Origin of the sequence: Streptacidiphilus anmyonensis (assembly GCF_000787855.1) — a bacterium.
GTDB lineage: Bacteria > Actinomycetota > Actinomycetes > Streptomycetales > Streptomycetaceae > Streptacidiphilus > Streptacidiphilus anmyonensis.
Genome location: NZ_BBPQ01000005.1, coordinates 133099 through 150204, shown reverse-complemented (window position 1 = coordinate 150204; position 17106 = coordinate 133099). Strand labels below are relative to the sequence as shown.

Below are 17106 nucleotides of genomic sequence, written 5' to 3'. Positions count from 1 at the left end.
CGTCACGACCTCGGGGCGAAGCGGACCAGCAGCTCACGAGGCACGACCACGAAGCCCTCGTGCGGCTTCACATGCCGCGCCTGGCCCGTCACGTCGGGATCAGTGACCAGGTCCCCCTGGATCACGAGATCGCCCGTCTCCGTCTCGTAGAGCGTCGGGCAGTCGCCGTCCTCGGACGTGCTGCCGAGGAACGTGAGCTTCTCGATCTTCACGGTGCCTCCCGTTGTAACCGGCGGATCACTGGCCGCCAACGGTAGGACGGATACCGAGAATCGCACCAGGCGACCCGCAGCGACCCGCAGCGACCCGCAGCGACCCGTCGGGACTGGGGCACATCCTGCCGAGCGCAGTGCTCATAGGCGTCGAGGCTCTCGGCGTTGGGTGTCCAGGACGAACGGTATGCATCCAACTGGCACCTCGGCGCGGCGGACGCTCCGGCATGGGCTCAGGCGGGCAGCATCAGCTCTGCGAGCGCGCGGTCCCAGCATTCCGGGCAGCGGTGGTCCTCGGGGATGCCTTCCGCGTCCTCGATGGGACGCACGCTCGTGGCCGGCCCCAGGCGGTGCGTGCAGACGGCGAACAGCGCGCCGGCCCGGGCCACGTGCCAGCGATGCCGCTGTCGCCCCCGCGCGTGCTGCCGGCGCAGGGCCTCGGCGCGGAGCAGGTAGTGTGCCATGACGGCCTCCCTGGTGCCCGGGGAAGGAACGCGGGACGCCCCGGAGGGTTCGGGCGTCCGGGGCGCCTGCCGCCGCGTCGCGGTTCGTGGGAGGGAGCGGCGGTCCCCGGGCTTCTGACCGGTGACCGCGCCTCCAAACTCGTCGGCGCGGTCATGGGCGCGTGTCGTGCCAGTTCCCGTTCAGCGGCCTGCCGGCCGCGCCGCGGTGGATCTGCTCGCACGGGTCGCAGCAGCACTCGGAGTCGATGCCGCCGAGCTCCGCGACCGGCCGGGCCGCGGCCGCCGTGTCGACGGTGTGCCCGCAGAGCGCGCGCAGGCGTCCGGCCTCGACGATGTGCCAGAGCCCGGGCGGGTCGCAGTCCCGCAACTCCACGTGCTGCTCGCGCAGTTCGTATCCGACCACGGTGACCTCCTCCCGGGGCGCAGGGCGGCCGCGACCGGAGCGACGAGAGGCCGCGGCCTCCCCTGCTGCTGCCCGGCTCCGCGGGCTTCACACGGGACGGCTGACCGGCGCAGGCTCAGGCTAGGCTCGGAGGGCGAAGAAGCCTGGTGTGTGGGTGTGGGGGGTGGACGACTTGCTGCCGGACGACCTGCTGAGTATCGGGGAGCTCGCCGAGCGGGCCGGGGTGAGTGTGAAGGCGGTGCGGTTCTACTCCGACCAGGGGTTGCTGCCGGAGACGGACCGCAGTGGCGGGGGCCATCGGCGTTACGCGCCGGAGGCGTTGGCGAGGCTGCGGCTGATCCGGTCGCTGCGGGCGTTGGACGTGCCGCTGCCTGAGGTCGCCCGGGTGGTCGCGGAGGAGGCGGACGGGGGCGGCTGCGGGGCCGGGGAAGCCGCAGGGCGAACGCTCGAGGGTGTCGTGGCGCGGCGGTTGGACGCGATCGGGGCCGAGATGGCCGCGTTGCGGTGGAGGGAGGCGGCGTTGCGGCTGCTGCACGAGGCCGTGCCCGGCGAGCGTGCGGAACTGCTGCGACTGGTCGGTGCGTTGGGGACGCCTCCGGTGACGGACACATTGGTGCGGTACTGGCGCAGGCTGCTGCCGCTGCGGCTCCCGGCCCGGTTGACGGACGCGATCATCGACGCCGCCGTGCCGCCGCTGCCCGAGCGGCCCTCGCCGGCGCAGGTGCTGGCGTTCGCGCGGCTGCACGAGCTGACCGGCGCCGCGGACGAGGGCTGCCTGGCCGCGCACCGGCCGGCACCACCCGAGCCGGAGCTGCTCTACGACGGCCTGCGCGAGGCATACGACCTGGCTGCGCCCGCCCTGGCCGACGGGCGCGGCCCGGCCGCGGGTGAGGCGCTGGACTGCTTCGTCGGCGCGCACGCCCGCGCGCACGGCCGCCGCGACTCTCCCGGCTACCGCCGCGAGCTCGGGCGCGACCTGTCGGCCGGCGAGCACCCCGCGATGCGTCGCTACTGGGGGCTGGTGGCCGAGCTGACCCCGGTGCCGACCCTCGGGGCCGTCGACGTCTGGCTCAGCTCCGCGCTCGTCGCGCAGCTCGCGGAGGCGTGACGGGCCGACCGCCGCGAACGGTCCGCCGCCGCGACCAACCGCTGCCACCGCGGCCCTGCGGTCATGCGCCCTGCGGCCCCACGGCGCGTCGTCGCCACGGTGGCGGCGTGCGATCCGGCAGCATGGCCCGTAGGGCCGTAGGGACCGAGCGCAGGAGTACACCGTGCCCGTCGACGTGCTGACCGAGACCGTGATCGCCCGCCCGCGCGACGAGGTGGCCGCCTACGCGGCCGACCCCGACAACGCGCCCGAGTGGTACGAGAACATCACATCCGTGCGGTGGCGGACCGAGCCGCCACTCGGGCTCGGCTCGAAGCTCGACTTCGTCGCGAACTTCATGGGACGGACCCTCAGTTACACCTACGCGGTGGTCGAGTACGGTCCCGGGCGCATGGTCATGCGCACCGAGCAGGGCCCGTTCCCGATGGAGACCACCTACACCTGGGACGCCGTCGACGCGACGCACACGCGGATGACCCTGCGCAACCGCGGCGAGCCGTCCGGGATCGCGAAGGTGGCGGCCCCGATGATGGCCGCCGCGATGCGGCGCGCCAACACCAAGGACCTGGCCCGCCTCAAGCGGTTGCTCGAGGCGGGCGGGCAGGGCTGAACCGAGCGACCGAGCGACCGAGCGCTCGGCGCGTCAGGCGCGGTGCACCACCTCGCCGGAGGCGACCGTCAGCAGCACCCGCGCGTCAGCCACCGGGACGCGGTCCGCGCTCGCGAAACCCGGAGCGAAGACGTCGCGGTCCAGCACGACCAGGTCGGCCCGGCGGCCGACCGCCAACGCGCCGGCCTGGACGTCGTGGTTGACGTAGGCGGATCCCGCCGTGAAGGCGTCCACGGCGACGTCGAGCGGCAGTCGCTGCTCGGGCAGGAACGGCGCGATGGCGCGGTCCGCCGGATCGGTGCGGGTGACCGCGACCTCCAACTGCTCCAGCGGGTTCGCCGTCGTCACCGCCCAGTCGCTCCCCATCGCCACGCGGGCGCCGCTCGCGTGGAGGTCCGCGAACGGGTACTGGAGCCCGGCCCGCTCGGGGCCGAGGAACGGGACGGTGAGCTCGTCCATCTGCGGCTCGCTCTTGGCCCAGTAGGTCTGCAGGTTGGCGACCACGTCGAGCTGCGCGAAGCGCGGCAGGTCGGTCGGGTGGATCAGCTGCAGGTGTGCGAGGTGGTGGCGCCGGTCCAGGCCGGGGCCGTTCGCGGCGCGGGCCGCCGCGACCGCGTCGAGGGCGATGCGGACCGCCCGGTCGCCGATGGCGTGCTGGTGCACCTGGAAGCCGTGGCGGTCCAGATCGGTGACCGCCGCGCTCAGCAGCTCCGGTTCGACGTAGGTGAGGCCGCTGTTGGTGCTGTGGCCGCCGCAGCCGTCGCAGTAGGGCTCCAGCAGCGCGCCGGTGTGGTTCTCCAGCACGCCGTCGGTCATGATCTTCACGGTGGTCGGCAGGAAGCCGGAGCCCAGCCCGGCGCGCGGGGAGACGACGGCGAGCCCCTGGGCGCGGCGCGTCAGCAGGTCGTCGATCTGCTCCAGACCCCGGTGCCGGTCCCACCACAGCGCGCCGACGACGCGGGCGGTGAGCCGCCCGTCCGCCGTAAGGGCCTCGTAGGCGGCCTGAGTGCCGGGTGTGACCCAGGCGTCCTGCCAGCCGGTGATGCCGAGCGCGTGCAGGTGCCGTTGCGCGGCGAGGATCGCCGCCTCCCACTCGGCGCGTCCCGGCAGCGGGACGTGGTGGTCGTTGAACGAGTAGGCCGCGCCCTCGTGGAGGGTGCCGGTCGGCTCGCCCGTCGCCGGGTCGCGTTCGATCCGGCCGTCGGCGGGGTCGGGGGTGTGGCGGTCGATGCCGGCGAGCTCCAGGGCGCGCGAGTTGACCCAGGCGCCGTGGACGTCGCGGTTGAAGAGGAAGACGGGACGGTCCGGGACGATCGCGTCCAGGTCCTCCTTGCGGGGCGTCCCGCCGGGGAAGTGCTCCATCGCCCAGCCGCCGCCGACGATCCACGGCTCGCCGGGGTTGGCCTGCGCGTACGCGGCGACGGCGTCGAGGTAGGCCCGGCGTCCGGGGAGGTCGTTCAGCCAGATGCGCAGCAGGTTGCGTCCGGCGAACGGGGCGTGGATGTGGGCGTCCTGGAATCCCGGCAGGACCAGCCCGCCGTCCGCGTGGACGCGCTCGGTCCGCGGTCCGGCCAGTTCCAGCACGTCGGCGGCGTCGCCGACGGCGGCGATCCGGCCGCCTCGGACGGCGACGGCCTCCGCGAACCGCCCGGGGCCCAGACGCACGCGCGCGCCGGTGACGATCACGTCCGCCGGGCCCGTCAGGTCCTGCGAGGCGGGCCGGTCCGCGGCGGTTCCGGGCGTGGCGGGGGCACAGGTTTCAGTGGGAGTGCGCAAGGTCGAGCACACCTTCCTCTTCGACGACGCGCCGCTCGGCGTCCAGGTCGAGCGAGCGGCAGAACAGCAGGTAGGCGATGCCGGCGACGGGCAGGCCGACGAACATCGAGTAGTCCGCGCCGCCGAGCGCGGCCGCGGCCGAGCCGGTGAACGGGGTGGTCACCATGAACGGCACCATCACGAGCATCCCGACCAGGTAGGCGAGGTTGCCCCGCCACCCCCACCGCCCGTACATGCCACGGGGGTTGAAGATCTCCCGGATCGAGTACAGGCCACGGCGGACGAAGAAGTAGTCCACCAGGTTGATCGCCGTCCACGGCGTGAACAGGTAGCTGAGGAAGATCAGCACGTTGCCGTAGAAGGTGTTGAACCGGTCCACCCCCACGAACTGGGCGATGCCCCAGACCGCGACGAACATGATTCCGATGCAGAGCGCGCGGATGCGGACGGTCGGCCTGACGGGGGAGAAGCTGTCGCGGATGGAGATCATCGACATCATGCCGCCGTACTGGTTGATGGCCATCACCGACAGCAGCCCCACCAGCAGGGCGGCCACGACCACCCACCCGAGACCGCCGACCAGGTCGTCCGCGACGTGCTTGAACGCGCCCACCGGCGTCAGCTTCGGGTAGGCCGCCGCGGCGACGGCGCCGAGGCCGAAGACCCAGATCGCGGAGAGGCCGCTCGGCAGGTAGGTCCACCAGAACGTCGAGCGGACCCCGACGGAGGCGGGCAGGTAGCGCGAGTAGTCGGAGACGTAGGGGGCCCAGCCCAGTTGGAAGCCGGCGACGATGACGAAGACCGTCATGAACGCCCCGACGTGGAAGCCGCCGAGGGCGAAGACGCCGTGCGGCAGGCCCTTGGAGGTCAGTGCTGCGACGCTGAGCACCACCATGACGGCGACCAGCGGCCAGGTGAGCCAGCGGCTGATGCGGTGGATCCAGTGGTAGCCGAACAGGGCCAGCAGCGCTGCCACCGAGGCGGCGACGAAGTAGCCGTAGCCCTCGCCGAGTCCGAAGAGCGTGTGCAGCGCGTCGCCGGAGAGGATCGCGTCGGAGGTGTTGTACGCGAGGTAGTTGACCAGCGCGAAGACCCACACCGTGAGGGCGGCGCCGACGTAGCCGAACTGCGGCCGGGACTGCACCAGTTGCGGCAGGCCGAGCTGGGGTCCCTGGGCCGAGTGGAAGGCCATGAAGAAGGTCCCGAAGAGGGAGCCGAGGACGGTCGCGACCAGCGTCCACATCAGGCTCGCGCCGATGCTGAGCGCGGTCACGCCGGTGGCCATGGCCGTCAGGTTGATGTTGCCGACGAACCAGATCGCGCCGAGGTGGGACGGGCGGCCGTGGCGCTCGGCCGCCGGGATCCAGTCGATCGAGTGGACCTCGATTGCCGAGGAGCCGCCGGCGGGCGGGGCGGGGGAGCCCGCGGGGTCGCCGGTACCGGCGGTGCCGGCGGTACCGGCCGGGCCCGAGGGTTCGGCGGGACCGGGGGTCACTCTGGCGGAGGGGACGGTCAAGGGGAGCCTCCAGGCAGGAGCGGAGGAGCAGCTTCCGGGGGCACCAGTGTGGGGATAGTCACTCTCTTAGTCAATGGCATCTACTATGGGAGTCGGAGGGCGGTCACCCGCCCGCAGCCGGGAGGGCGACCGACGGCTACGATCACCGCACACGAGCCTTTGGACGAGAGGACCCGACCCGATGGCGGCCGAGCCGCAACGCAAGCCACGACGGCCGCGAGGCAGCCTCAACCAGCAGGTCATCGTCCAGGCCGCGCTGCGCATCGCCGACCGCGACGGGATCGAGGCGCTCACCTTCCCCGCGCTCGGCCGTGAACTCGAGGCCCACCCCACGGCCATCTACCGGCACTTCCGCGACAAGGACGAGCTGATGCTCGCCCTCGTCGACGCCCTCCACGAGGAGGTCACCGCCGACGGCCTGCCCGTCACCGACGACTGGGCCGCAGACCTGCGCGCCGTCGCCGGGAGGATCCACGCCGCGTTCCTCGGGCACGCCCAGGTCGGCCAGATCGTCGCCGCGCGCACGGCCCGTCGGCCGCACGAGTTCGCCGTCGTCGAGCACATCCTCGGCTGCATGCGCCGTGCCGGTCTCGACGACTCCGAGGCGGCCCGCTGCTACCGCGTCTTCGCCGACGCGGTGCTGGCCTACTCCAGCATGGAGGCCGCCCTCCACGCCCTCGACCCGCAGGCCCGCGAGGCGGACCTGCTCTCCTGGGAGGTCGACTACCGCCGCCTCCCGCCCGAGCAGTACCCGAACCTCGCGGCCACCATCGACCACATCCCGGCCCTCGACTCGCCGGGCAACTTCCCGCTCATGGTGGAGCTGCTGATCACGGCCATCCGCGCTGGGCGGGCCGGGCGGGCCGGGAAGGGCACGGAAGAAGCGAAGTGACGCCGGGTCAGCCGCACTCGCGCAGGCTGCCGCGTGGCGGCTCGTACTTGTAACCCACGCCGTGGACGGTCACCAGGCGGTCCCGGTGCGCGCCGCCGATCTTGGCCCGCAGGCGGGCGATGTGGACGTCGACGGTACGGACGTCTCCGAGGTCGCCCTGGCGACCCCACACCGCGTCCAGCAGTTGGCCGCGTGTGAAGACGCGACGCGGATGGCCCACCAGGCGGGCCAGCAGGTCGAACTCACGGCGTGTCAGGCGCAGGGCGCGACCGTCCACGGCCGCCGTCCGGCCGCCGGAGTCGACGGACAGGCCGGCGTGAGTGTGGACGCGGACGCAATTGCCGGCGCAGTCGACAGACACGGGAGGCTCCTTCGCGAGCGGACGACGTCAGTCGCGGACCGGGCCGTTCTGCGGACCGGTGGAACCGTGCGCCTCGGCATGGCCGCAGATCGCGTCCGTCGCGGGCAGCGGCAGGTTCAGGTGGTGGGCCAGCCAGACGGGGCGGTGGCCCTGGAGGGCGAGAATGTAGGCGGCGTGCACCCGTGCGTCGTAGGCGACCTCGGGCGCGGTCGTGGCCGCGAAGTCGCGCGGGTCGAGCAGGTAGGGCCGCTCGACGCCGTCGTGCAGGGTGAGATCGAGGACGCCGTGCGCCGTCCACGGCTCACGGCGCAGCAGGTCGTTGAGGTCCTTGGGGCTGAGGGTCGTCGCGATCATGACGAAGAGGCTCCTTGTGCGGGCGTGACCGCACCGCGCCGCGCCGAGCCGCGCCGAGCCTCGGAGCTGCGTCAAGGCGGACAGGCGGGTGGGGGCGGCAGGCGGTGGGGTGACGGTGAAAGGCGGAACGGGAGGCGAAAACGGAAAGGCGCGCGGGTGGGCCGGATGCCGCGTCAGGCCGCGGGACGGCGGCGGGGCGGAGCGTGGCCCGTTCTGGGACTGGAGTCGTCCACGGGTCTCGCCTCCTTCCGGCCGTGGAGTGCGCCGGCGCTCAGAGGCCGGAGCAGTGCTCTCTTCGTACAACCCTTCGTACAACCGCTTCAGCATAGATCAGGTGCGGCACAGGGCCGCAACCTGCGTTGACGCGTCTCTTACGACTTCCTGGAGTGTCGAGTGGCGTCCGCTCCCGGGCGGGGATTGGATGGGAGCCCCGCCCCTTCGCCAGACATATCGGGACTTCGAGACATCGAGAGGAACCTGCGTTGAAGGTGATCGGAAACCTCCCGGGCGCCCCCTGCTGGGCGCAGCTGAGCGCGCGCGACTCGGAAGCGGCCCAGCAGTTCTACGGCCAGCTGTTCGGCTGGACCGCCGAGACCGACCCGGACCCCCAGTACGGCGGCTACACGACCTTCTCCCTCGGCGGGAAGCCCGCGGCAGCCGTGGCCCCGCTGATGAACCCGCAGCAGCCGGTCATGTGGCTGCTCTCCTTCGCGGCCCCCGACGTCGACACCGGGGCCGAGGCTGCCAAGGCGGCCGGCGCGCAGGTGTGGATGGGGCCGATGGACGTCGGCGACCTCGGCCGCTGGGCCCTGCTCAGCGACCCGACCGGGGCGCCCTTCGCGCTCTGGGAGACCAAGAAGTTCAGCGGCTTCGGCGTGGCCGAGGAGCCCGACTCGCTCAGCTGGATCGACCTGTCGACCCGCGACAAGAGCGTCGCCGTGGAGTTCTACCGGAAGTTCTTCAACTGGCAGGTGTGGCCGCACCAGGACTACCCGATGGTCGGACTGTCCGACAGCATGTTCGGCGGCATCATGGAGATGGGCGACATGTTCCCGCCCGAGGTCCCCTCGCACTGGAACCCGTTCTTCCTGGTCGCCGACGTGGACGCGAGCGCCGCCAAGGCCACGCAGCTCGGCGCGGAGGTCATGCACGGGCCGGTGGACGTCGAGATGGAGAACGGGCCGAGGATCGCCGTCATCCGCGACCCGCAGGGAGCCACCTTCGGCGTCTTCGCCCCGCGCGAGAGCTGACACACGAGCCCGCCGCCTCGTCGACCTCGGCGGCGAGGCGGTGGGCGCAGTTCACCCAACGGCGGGTGTGCCCCCCCGGGCCCGCCGACCCTCAGCTCCGGGCGGGGGTCCGGTTCGCGTCACGCCGGTAGGTGTACAGGACGAACCCCTGGTGGAACCTGCCCACCTTGTCGTACAGCGCTCGGGCGGGGGCGTCCTCCAGCGTGTTCCAGTACAGGCCCGGAGCCCCGTGCTGCTCCGCGTCGCGGGCCACCCACTCGATCAACGCCGTCGCGACGCCCCGCCGTCGGACCTCCTCGTCCACGAACAGGTCCGCCAGATAGCACTTGTCGGAGTACCAGACGCCGGCGTGGAAGAGGTAGTGCGCGATGCCGACGATCCTGCCGTCGAGCCGGGCGGCGATCCCGCGTATCCGCTCGTCGTCCAGCACGCGTCGCCAGGTCCGTTCGTAGCTGTCCGCGCCGCGTTCGACGTCGAAGTAGGCGTCCTTGCCACGGGCCAGCACCTCCCAGCGGGCGCGGTCGGGCTCGGTCAGGAAGCTGATCTCCACCATGCCGCCCATCCTGCCCGCCGGGTCTGACAGTCCGACGTTCGGTCGGCGGGGACGAGCCGTCATCGGGACTGCCCGCGCGCGTCCTCGAAGCGAGCGAGCGCCTCCTCCGGGCGAGAGCGGCGGGCAGAGCCCGGGGGTGGGCGGGGGTAGAGGATTGTGTGCGCATGCACGCAAGTCGGTGGAGCGGGCGCCCCCGAGCCGCCCACCCCACCGTCTTCGCCCGCCCGCAGGCTCAACCGAACCAGACGGGGTTCTCCGCGAACGCCGCCAGCTGCGCCCGGTCCAGCGGCGGGTTCTCGCCCCACACGCCGCCGAAGGTGACGCCCGGCCGCAGGCCGGTGGTGCCCGAGGTGGCGATCACGTAGAAGGCCCGCTTGTCCGGGTAGGAGACCGACGCGGTGTTGACGATCCCGGCGTGCTCGCCGTACGTCCCCGGAGGCTCGGTCTGCTCCAGCAGGCCGGCCCCGCCCGCCAGTCGGGTGAACGCGCAGTTCCACGACGCCGGGGTCTCGTTGCAGACGCTCGCCGTGTCCGGCCCGAACGGGCGCTGCGCCGGAACCGCCTTCGGGTCGTACGACTCGATGATCAGCGCCGCCGACCGGCCGCCCTTGGTGATGACGTAGGTGCCGTCGTAGCGCGACTGCGGCCAGACCTTCGCCTTCGGCCGGCCCGGCGGCATCGGCGTCGGCGGCAGGTCCTTGAGCTTCGTGACCGTGCCGATGCCCGGCGGCAGCAGGCTCTGGACGACCGCCGCCGGATCCTCCAGCGGCTTCGGCGCCGCCGCCTTCGTGGTCGCGCTCACTGGGCCCGGCTTGTTCGCCGCGCCGACCGCGCCGTTCGCGGTGTGCGGCAGCATCACCACCAGCCCGGCGACGAGCGCCAGGCCCGCGCTGGTCGCCACCAGCGCGCCCGCCCTGCGGCGGTGCTGACGGCGTGACGCCTGCGCCAGCACCGCGTCCGTGATGTCCTCGGTCGGCGGTCGGAGCCCTTCCAGGGCTTTGTCCATGAGTTCCCTCACCGTGTAGTCCGTCATCGGTTGACCCCGTGCATGTGCGTCAGTTCCTCGTTCACGACCTCGCCCACCGCGTCGCCCACCACATGGCGCAGCGTCGCGCGCAGCACCTCCAGACCGCGTGCGGTCTGGCTCTTCACCGTTCCTTCGGACACGCCCAGCAGTTCGGCGGTCGCCTGGACGCTCTGGTCCTCGAAGAAGCGCAGCACCAGCACCGCCCGCTGCCGCGGCGCGAGCCGCTGAAGGGCGGCCCGCACCGCCAGGCCCAGATCCGTGTCGGCGCCCAGGGCGGGCGTGTCCGGCAGCTCCTCGTGCGGCCGCTCCCGGTGCCACAGCCGCCGTTTCGAGGCGATGAAGGTGTTCACCAGGGTGCGCCGCGCGTACGCGTCCAGATGCTCGATCCGCCGACGCCCGCGCCGGGCCAGGACCACCTTGATCAGCGTCGTCTGCACGAGATCCTCGGCGGCGTGCGCGTCCCCGCACATCAGGTAGGCGCTCCGCAGCAGCGCGTGGCGCCGATGGCTGAGGAACTCCCGCAGCTCCGGATCGTCCCTGTGCACCCTTGCATCCCCCATCGTCCGCCCTGTTCGCCGTGCTTGGTTCCACTCCTATCGATGGGGTGGGCCGGCCGTCAGGTTGGGGGTGTGCGGCAGGTTTTCCGAAAATCTCGGAACGCGACGAGGGGGGTCGTGCTCAGCGGGGTGTGCCGCAGGCCGTGCTCACTCGCCGGTCTGAGTGGGCTCGTCGGTCTGAGTGGGCTCGTCGGGTTCGCCGAGCTCGCTGAAGAGCGTCAACTGGAGGGCGGCGGGGGCCTCCAGACGGGAGTTGAGCGAGTTCCACGGCGTCCTGGTCGGCTCGGCCAGCACCTCCGCGCCCGCCGCGGCGAGGCGCGCCGTCACGGCGGGGGAGTCGTCGACCTGGAACGCCACCCGGATGTGTCCGGCGACTCGCCGGCCGACCTCGACCTCGTCGATGAACGCCGCGTGCCCGGGATCCGCGATCTCCAGCGTGGCCCGCCCGGCCTCCAGGATCGTCACCCGCCCGTCGGGCGAGGAGAACGCCCCACGCTCGGGCAACCCCAGCACGTCGCGGTAGAACCGCAGCGCCGCGTCGTAGTCCTCGGCGGTGACGACGAGTCGCAGCTCGCGCACACCGGATTCCTCGGCCATCTGCGGCTCCTCCCTCGGGCCCGTCGGGTTCGGGCACGATCATTCCACGAGCCCGCGCCAGCCGGCGGGCGCATCGAGGTGGTGGGCATGGCCGTCGCGGTCGCCCTCATGCGTCCCGTGGAGAAAGAGGCTGGAGCCGTGGGCGCGTCCGGCTCTACGGTGGCGTCATGATCAATGACTCCGAAGCGCCTGTCACTCCCGTTGAGGCATTTGAACCCCCCTACTACGTGGCCGTCTTCACGACGGTGCGGACTCAGGAGCAGAGCGGCTACCGCGAGACCAACGCACGGATGGAAGACCTGGTCAAGGACATCCCCGGGTATCTGGGGATCGACCACGCGCAGACCCCGGGCGGGCTGGGCATCACCGTCGGGTACTTCCGTGACGGGGAGGCCCTCGCGCAGTGGCGTGGGAACGCCGAGCACCGTGCGGCGCAGCAGCGTGGGCGGGACGAGTGGTACGAGAGCTACACGCTGCATGTGGCGAAGGTCGAGCGGAGCCACGGGTTCAGGCGGGCGTAGGTCCGCCTCGCACGCCTGAGCAGGAGATCCGGCCCGACTGACGGAGGCTGCGGGTTTCCGGGCGGGGGCGGGTGGGGAGTCCCTCGCCTGCACCCGCCCGTCCGGCGGCTCTCGGGGCGCCGATCCTTCGTCAGGAGTGCGTGGATGAGTGAGTTCCGCGGTATCGAGTTCGAGGGCCTGCGGGCCCTGGTCACCGGCGGTGCGTCGGGCATCGGCCTGGCCACCGCCCGACTGCTGGCCGAGCGGGGCGCGGAGGTGGCCGTGCTCGACCTCGCCGTCGACGCGGTGGAGAAGCCACTGCGCGGCTTCCCCGCCGACCTGCGTGACGACGCGTCCGTCCGGGCGGCGGTCGAGGCGGCGGTGGCCGCGCTCGGCGGCTTGGACATCCTGGTCAACAATGCCGGCGTCGGCGCGGCCGGGACCGTTGAGGACAACGACGACCCGCAGTGGCACCAGGTGTTCGACGTCAACGTCGTCGGCCTGGTCCGGGTCACCCGCGCCGCGCTGCCCCACCTGCGGCGCTCCGCGCACGCGGCGGTCGTCAACACCTGCTCGGCCGCCGCCGTCGTCGGGCTGCCGCAGCGCGCGCTCTACTCCGCCAGCAAGGGCGCGGTGCTGTCGCTGACCCTCGCCATGGCCGCCGACCACGTGCGCGAGGGCATCCGTGTCAACTGCGTCAACCCCGGGACCGTCGACACCCCTTGGGTCGGTCGCCTGCTCGACGCCGCGGACGATCCGGCCGCCGAGCGGGCCGCGCTGAACGCCCGTCAGCCGCACGGTCGCCTCGTCAGCGCCGACGAGGTCGCCGCCGCCATCGCCTACCTCGCCTCGCCCGCCTCCGGCTCGACCACCGGGACGGCTCTCGCCGTCGACGGCGGCATGGCCCGGCTGCGCCTGCGCCCGGCCCAAGGCTGACGAGGGGCGACGGCTGAGGGGGGAGGGCTGACGAGGGGCGAGGCTGACGAGGGGCGAGGGGGCGGGAGCGTCGCCACGTCCACCCGACGCCGGGGCTTCGTGCCGGGTTGGTTCTGCGTTCACTCGGGTTTTCCTTGCCTCGGCGGGCGGGGTCCGGCCAAAGTTGGCTATACAACTTTTGAGCCAGACTGATCCGACCCGAATCGAGGGCCCATGCTGCCGACCGACGTCCCCGCCCTGTGGCTGCGGGACAACTGCGCCTGCGCGGACTGCCGCGACCCGCTGACCGGCCAGAAGCTCTACCAGATCACCGATCTGCCGGAGGAGCTCGCGGTCGGGACCCTCACTCCGCTGGACGGTGCCGGAAGCGTTGGCCCAGGGAGCGACGGCCCGGGAAGCGCGGACGGGTGGGAGGTGGTCTGGGCCCCCGACGGCCACGTCTCCCGGTACACGGCGCAGTGGCTCGGGCAGGCCGCCGAGCCCGACCCCCGCACCGAGGACGCCAAGGACCTGTGGGGGAGCGCGGCGTCCCTGGCCGACGGCCTGCCGGAGACGACCTGGTCCGCCTACCTCGCCGACGACGCCGAGCGCCTGCGGATGCTGGAGGCCGTCGCGCGGCTCGGCTTCTGCCTGCTGCGCGACGTCCCCCTCCGGGACGGTCAGTCGCAGCAGGTGGCCCGCACCTTCGGCTTCGTCCGCGAGACCAACTACGGCGCGCAGTTCGAGGTGCGCGTCGAGGAGCGGCCCAACAACCTCGCCTTCACCAACGTCGCGATCACCCCGCACACCGACAACCCGTACCGGGACCCGGTGCCGACGCTCCAGCTGCTGCACTGCCTGGTCAACGACGCCGAGGGCGGCGACTCCGGCCTGGTCGACGGCTTCGCCGCCGCGGCGGCGCTGCGCGAGTCGGACTTCCAGGCGTTCGCCGCGCTGACGGGGACGCCGGTGCCGTTCGTCTTCCGCGACGACGTCACCGAGCTCAGCGCCCACCTCCCGCTCATCGGCACCGACCCGGCGGGCCGGATCCGCGAGGTGCGGTTCAACAACCGCTCGCTCGGCACGCTCCGCCTCCCGGCCGCGCAGTCGGAGGCCTTCTACGCCGGCTACCGCGCCTTCGCCCGCCTCCTGCTGGACCCCGAGCGTCAGCTCACCTTCAAGCTCGGTCCCGGCGACTGCCTGGTCTTCGACAACACCCGTCTGATGCACGCCCGGACCGCCTTCGCCCGGGGCGGCGCCCGCCACCTCCAGGGCTGCTACGCGGACCTCGACGGCCTGCTCAGCACCGTCGGCGTGCTGCGCCGCAAGGAGGCGCAGCCGTGCTGACCTCCCGGCAGGTCGTGGACGCCATCGCCGACCTCTTCGCGGGCGAGGGCGCGGACGACTACCTCGGTGAGGACGTCACCCAGGCGGAGCACATGCTCCAGGCCGCGGCGCTCGCCGCCGCCGAGGGCGCGCCGCCGGCGCTGGTCGCCGCCGCGCTGCTGCACGACGTCGGCCACTTCCGCGGCGCGGTCCACGGCCGTGAACTGATGTCCGGCGGCCGCGACAACCGCCACAGCCACCAGGGCGCGGACTGGCTCGCGCCGTGGTTCGGCCCGGCCGTGACCGAGCCCGTCCGGCTCCACGTCGCGGCGAAGCGCTACCTGTGCGCCGTGGAGCCGGAGTACTTCGCCCTCCTCTCCCCGGCCTCGGTCCACACCCTCTCCGTCCAGGGCGGCCCGATGAGCCCCGCCGAAGCGACCGCGTTCGCCGCCGAGCCGTTCGCGCAGGACGCGGTCCGCCTGCGCCGCTGGGACGACGCGGCGAAGGACGCGTCCGTGGCTGTGCCGGACTTCGACCACTACCGGGAGATGCTGGCGGCGCTGACGGGCGCCGGGGACGAGTAGTCCGGCCGGTCGGCGTCCGGTCCGCGATCAGCCGCCGTCCGCGCCCGTGTCCGTGGTGGCGTCCGGGTCCGGCGACGGAGCGCCGCGGCCCGCGTGCCAGCCGAGGGAGAAGGCCCACCGGCCGGTGGTGTGGCTGATCACCTGGGCGCGCAGGTCTGTCCGGGGTGCGTCGTCACCGAACTCGTCGATCTCGCCCTGGCGGTCGCCGCACTTGACCTCGACGCCGACGACGTCGACGGTCCCGGCACCCACCGGCACCGGTATGCGGGCGCGGTGATGCCTGGTCATGTCGTGTACGCCGTCCGTCCGGTCGACTCGGGTGGGTGGCAACTCGCGGGAGCCTACCTGCGTCGCCGCGCGCGCCGCGCGCTAGCGTGGACGGATGAGCTCGGTCGATCTGTTCGCGGGGATCCACGTCGGCGACTACGACGCGGCGACGGACTGGTACACGCGGGTGCTGGGCGCCGAGCCCGCCTTCCGCCCCAACGCGATCGAGGCGGTCTGGGAGCTCGCCGAGCACCGCTACCTCTACATCCGCCGCAACCCCGAACACGCGGGACACGCGGTGCAGACGGTCCTCGTGGACGACCTGGACGCGCGCGTCGAGGCGATCGCCGCACGCGGCGTCGAGCCGGCGTACCGGGAGGAGTACCCGAACGGTGCGCGCAAGGTCGTCTACCGCGACGCCGACGGCAACGAGCTCGGCTTCGGAGCCGTCAACGCCGGGTAGCCGGCCAGGAGCGCCGGGGGCGGCCATCTGCCACAGGGCTCCGGCCATGGCCCTGGCCGTGGTCACGACCCTGCGGGCCTGGTCCGCGTCGAGCGGGGGGACGGCCGCGAGCGCGTCGCCGACGGCCGCGACCTCGGCCACGGCGGCCCTCTTGAATGCACGGACGGCGTCGGTGGAGACGTTGCGTTCCAGGTTGAGCGGCGTATGGGCGAGCAGGTCGCAGAAGAGCGGGCGTTCCACCAGCGAGCGGGCCGGCAGGTCGGCGATCTGGCGGGCGGCCGGTTCCCACGCCTGCCCGGGGGACCGGCGGGGCGGTGTGGCCTCCAGCAGCCGGCGGACCTCGGCCGACCAGCCCCGCCAGGCGTCGGCGGCCAGGCGCGGGAGGCTCTCCTCCCGGGTCCCGAAGTAGCGCAGCATGGACTTGTGCAGGCCGATTCCGCCGAGGCCGGCAGCAGCGCGCCTCCAGCCGCTACGACTCGCTGCGGGTCCGGGCCAGGGCCGTCGTGGCGAGCGAGTTGTGGACGGTGAAGGCGACCGTCCCCGCGCGGTAGCGGTCCTCGGACCACTCGACCGGGACGCCGGTCGGGTCGCTGGTGCGGCGGCGCTCGCGCAGCAGCGGGGCGTCCGGGGCGCAGCCGAGGAGGCGGGCGTCCTCGGTGTCGGCGAGGGCGAGGTCCACGGTGTGGTCCGCGTCGGCCAGGACGACGCCCTGGGCTTCCAGCAGCTCGGTCACCGAGACGGCGTCGGACGGCATGGCCTCCACCAGCGTCCCGACCGGCTCCGGGTAGACCGTGCGCTCGACCATCACCGGCTCCCCGCCGAGTGTGCGCAGGCGCAGGACCCACAGGACCCGTGCGCCCACGGGAAGGCGCAGCCGGTCCGCCTCGACCGCGTCCGCCGCGCGCCACCGCAGTTCGAGCACCGAGCCGCCCGGTTCCTCGCCCAGCGACCGCGCCCAGCGCGTGAAGCTGGAGAGCTCCGCGAAGCTCTGCACGCGCGGCTGCTCCAGCACCACGCGGCGGGTGCCGCGCCGGGAGGTGACCACGCCCTCGGCGCGCAGCAGCGCCAGCGCCTGGCGCACGGTGCCGCGAGAGACGCCGTGGGAGGCCGCCAGCGCCTCCTCGCTCGGCAGGCGACCGCCCTCGCCGTAGACGCCACTGAGCACGTCCGCCCGCAGGGCCGCCGCCAACTCCCGGTACCGTGCCGTTTTCTGCCTGTTCACCTGCGTCTCAGCCACGCCGCCGATGATCCCACGCCGGGTGGCCCGGGTGCTGATCTCAACTCACGGGACAGGCGTTGACAGCGGAGCGTGTGGGAAGTTTGACTGCGCGTGTCGTCGCCACACCAGGAGCACGAGGCTCCTCGGGACTA

The 17106-nt window shown here is 73.0% G+C and carries 22 protein-coding genes and 1 pseudogene; 9 read left to right on the top strand and 14 right to left on the bottom strand.

The window, feature by feature from the left end; genetic code table 11:
- Positions 1 to 2: 2 nt before the first annotated feature.
- The 3 genes from TR50_RS50060 to TR50_RS08215 all read right to left on the bottom strand — a co-directional run bounded on the left by TR50_RS50060 (position 3) and on the right by TR50_RS08215 (position 1079).
- Positions 3 to 212 (bottom strand): hypothetical protein, encoded by a 210-nt coding sequence (locus TR50_RS50060; RefSeq protein ID WP_369405705.1) that lies wholly within the window; start codon positions 210 to 212, stop codon positions 3 to 5.
- Positions 213 to 445: 233 nt separating this feature from the next.
- The gene (locus tag TR50_RS08220; RefSeq protein WP_042416777.1) at positions 446 to 676 is read right to left on the bottom strand and encodes a hypothetical protein; all 231 of its coding nucleotides are present in this window, start codon (positions 674 to 676) and stop codon (positions 446 to 448) included.
- A 151-nt stretch (positions 677 to 827) separates the two neighbouring features.
- Entirely contained in the window at positions 828 to 1079 is a 252-nt protein-coding gene (locus TR50_RS08215; RefSeq protein WP_042416775.1) for a hypothetical protein, read from the bottom strand.
- Between the two features lie 163 nt (positions 1080 to 1242).
- On the opposite strand from TR50_RS08215, the gene TR50_RS08210 reads away from it, so the two are divergent.
- Together TR50_RS08210 and TR50_RS08205 are read left to right on the top strand one after the other, a co-directional pair.
- Positions 1243 to 2187, top strand: a complete 945-nt coding sequence (locus tag TR50_RS08210) for a MerR family transcriptional regulator (protein WP_236654329.1) — start codon at positions 1243 to 1245, stop codon at positions 2185 to 2187.
- Positions 2188 to 2350: 163 nt separating this feature from the next.
- A complete protein-coding gene (locus TR50_RS08205; protein WP_042416772.1) occupies positions 2351 to 2797 on the top strand; it encodes an SRPBCC family protein in 447 nt (148 codons plus the stop codon).
- A 33-nt stretch (positions 2798 to 2830) separates the two neighbouring features.
- Here the strand turns inward: TR50_RS08205 and TR50_RS08200 are convergent, their stop codons facing one another.
- Entirely contained in the window at positions 2831 to 4573 is a 1743-nt protein-coding gene (locus TR50_RS08200) for an amidohydrolase (protein ID WP_236654328.1), read from the bottom strand.
- A complete protein-coding gene (locus TR50_RS08195) occupies positions 4557 to 6089 on the bottom strand; it encodes a purine-cytosine permease family protein (protein WP_236654327.1) in 1533 nt (510 codons plus the stop codon). The genes TR50_RS08200 and TR50_RS08195 overlap by 17 nt, the downstream gene beginning before the upstream one ends.
- A 181-nt stretch (positions 6090 to 6270) precedes the next feature.
- Here TR50_RS08195 and TR50_RS08190 point away from each other — a divergent pair, with 181 nt between their 5' ends.
- A complete protein-coding gene (locus tag TR50_RS08190) occupies positions 6271 to 6981 on the top strand; it encodes a TetR/AcrR family transcriptional regulator (protein WP_042416768.1) in 711 nt (236 codons plus the stop codon).
- Between the two features lie 7 nt (positions 6982 to 6988).
- Here TR50_RS08190 and TR50_RS08185 read toward each other — a convergent pair whose 3' ends face one another.
- On the bottom strand, positions 6989 to 7342 hold the full coding sequence (locus TR50_RS08185; RefSeq protein ID WP_052440843.1) for a winged helix-turn-helix domain-containing protein: 354 nt from the start codon (positions 7340 to 7342) through the stop codon (positions 6989 to 6991).
- A 27-nt stretch (positions 7343 to 7369) separates the two neighbouring features.
- Positions 7370 to 7696, bottom strand: coding sequence for a hypothetical protein (locus TR50_RS47870; protein ID WP_063775029.1), 327 nt, complete (start codon positions 7694 to 7696; stop codon positions 7370 to 7372).
- A gap of 488 nt (positions 7697 to 8184) precedes the next feature.
- On the opposite strand from TR50_RS47870, the gene TR50_RS08175 reads away from it, so the two are divergent.
- Positions 8185 to 8946 carry a VOC family protein gene (locus TR50_RS08175; RefSeq protein WP_236654341.1) on the top strand — a complete coding sequence of 254 codons (762 nt, stop codon included), beginning with the start codon at positions 8185 to 8187 and terminating at the stop codon, positions 8944 to 8946.
- A gap of 91 nt (positions 8947 to 9037) precedes the next feature.
- On the opposite strand, the gene TR50_RS08170 is transcribed toward TR50_RS08175, so the two are convergent.
- The 4 genes from TR50_RS08170 to TR50_RS08155 form a co-directional block, all read right to left on the bottom strand.
- Complete coding sequence (locus TR50_RS08170; protein ID WP_042416762.1) at positions 9038 to 9499, bottom strand: GNAT family N-acetyltransferase; 462 nt, start codon at positions 9497 to 9499, stop codon at positions 9038 to 9040.
- Positions 9500 to 9731: 232 nt separating this feature from the next.
- The gene (locus tag TR50_RS08165) at positions 9732 to 10532 is read right to left on the bottom strand and encodes a hypothetical protein (RefSeq protein WP_042416759.1); all 801 of its coding nucleotides are present in this window, start codon (positions 10530 to 10532) and stop codon (positions 9732 to 9734) included.
- Positions 10529 to 11086, bottom strand: coding sequence for a SigE family RNA polymerase sigma factor (locus TR50_RS08160; protein ID WP_042416756.1), 558 nt, complete (start codon positions 11084 to 11086; stop codon positions 10529 to 10531). The genes TR50_RS08165 and TR50_RS08160 overlap by 4 nt, the downstream gene beginning before the upstream one ends.
- Before the next feature lie 144 nt (positions 11087 to 11230).
- A complete protein-coding gene (locus TR50_RS08155) occupies positions 11231 to 11680 on the bottom strand; it encodes a VOC family protein (RefSeq protein ID WP_042416753.1) in 450 nt (149 codons plus the stop codon).
- A 167-nt stretch (positions 11681 to 11847) separates the two neighbouring features.
- Here TR50_RS08155 and TR50_RS08150 point away from each other — a divergent pair, with 167 nt between their 5' ends.
- From TR50_RS08150 to TR50_RS48115, 4 genes are all read left to right on the top strand, one after another.
- Complete coding sequence (locus TR50_RS08150; protein ID WP_042416749.1) at positions 11848 to 12201, top strand: antibiotic biosynthesis monooxygenase family protein; 354 nt, start codon at positions 11848 to 11850, stop codon at positions 12199 to 12201.
- Positions 12202 to 12345: 144 nt separating this feature from the next.
- Complete coding sequence (locus TR50_RS08145) at positions 12346 to 13116, top strand: SDR family NAD(P)-dependent oxidoreductase (RefSeq protein WP_042416746.1); 771 nt, start codon at positions 12346 to 12348, stop codon at positions 13114 to 13116.
- 213 nt (positions 13117 to 13329) lie between these two features.
- Positions 13330 to 14442 (top strand): TauD/TfdA family dioxygenase, encoded by a 1113-nt coding sequence (locus TR50_RS08140; protein ID WP_042416743.1) that lies wholly within the window; start codon positions 13330 to 13332, stop codon positions 14440 to 14442.
- Positions 14436 to 15005 carry a phosphonate degradation HD-domain oxygenase gene (locus TR50_RS48115; protein WP_042416740.1) on the top strand — a complete coding sequence of 190 codons (570 nt, stop codon included), beginning with the start codon at positions 14436 to 14438 and terminating at the stop codon, positions 15003 to 15005. Before TR50_RS08140 ends, TR50_RS48115 begins: the two co-directional genes overlap by 7 nt.
- 27 nt (positions 15006 to 15032) lie before the next feature.
- Here TR50_RS48115 and TR50_RS08130 read toward each other — a convergent pair whose 3' ends face one another.
- The gene (locus tag TR50_RS08130; protein ID WP_042416737.1) at positions 15033 to 15293 is read right to left on the bottom strand and encodes a hypothetical protein; all 261 of its coding nucleotides are present in this window, start codon (positions 15291 to 15293) and stop codon (positions 15033 to 15035) included.
- 94 nt (positions 15294 to 15387) lie between these two features.
- Between TR50_RS08130 and TR50_RS08125 the strand changes: the two genes are divergently transcribed.
- The gene (locus tag TR50_RS08125) at positions 15388 to 15735 is read left to right on the top strand and encodes a VOC family protein (RefSeq protein WP_042416735.1); all 348 of its coding nucleotides are present in this window, start codon (positions 15388 to 15390) and stop codon (positions 15733 to 15735) included.
- A gap of 75 nt (positions 15736 to 15810) precedes the next feature.
- Here the strand turns inward: TR50_RS08125 and TR50_RS46595 are convergent.
- Together TR50_RS46595 and TR50_RS08115 are read right to left on the bottom strand one after the other, a co-directional pair.
- A pseudogene (locus TR50_RS46595) lies at positions 15811 to 16152 on the bottom strand (TetR/AcrR family transcriptional regulator); the annotation flags it as partial.
- 52 nt (positions 16153 to 16204) lie between these two features.
- The gene (locus TR50_RS08115) at positions 16205 to 16972 is read right to left on the bottom strand and encodes a GntR family transcriptional regulator (RefSeq protein ID WP_236654325.1); all 768 of its coding nucleotides are present in this window, start codon (positions 16970 to 16972) and stop codon (positions 16205 to 16207) included.
- Positions 16973 to 17106: the final 134 nt, after the last annotated feature.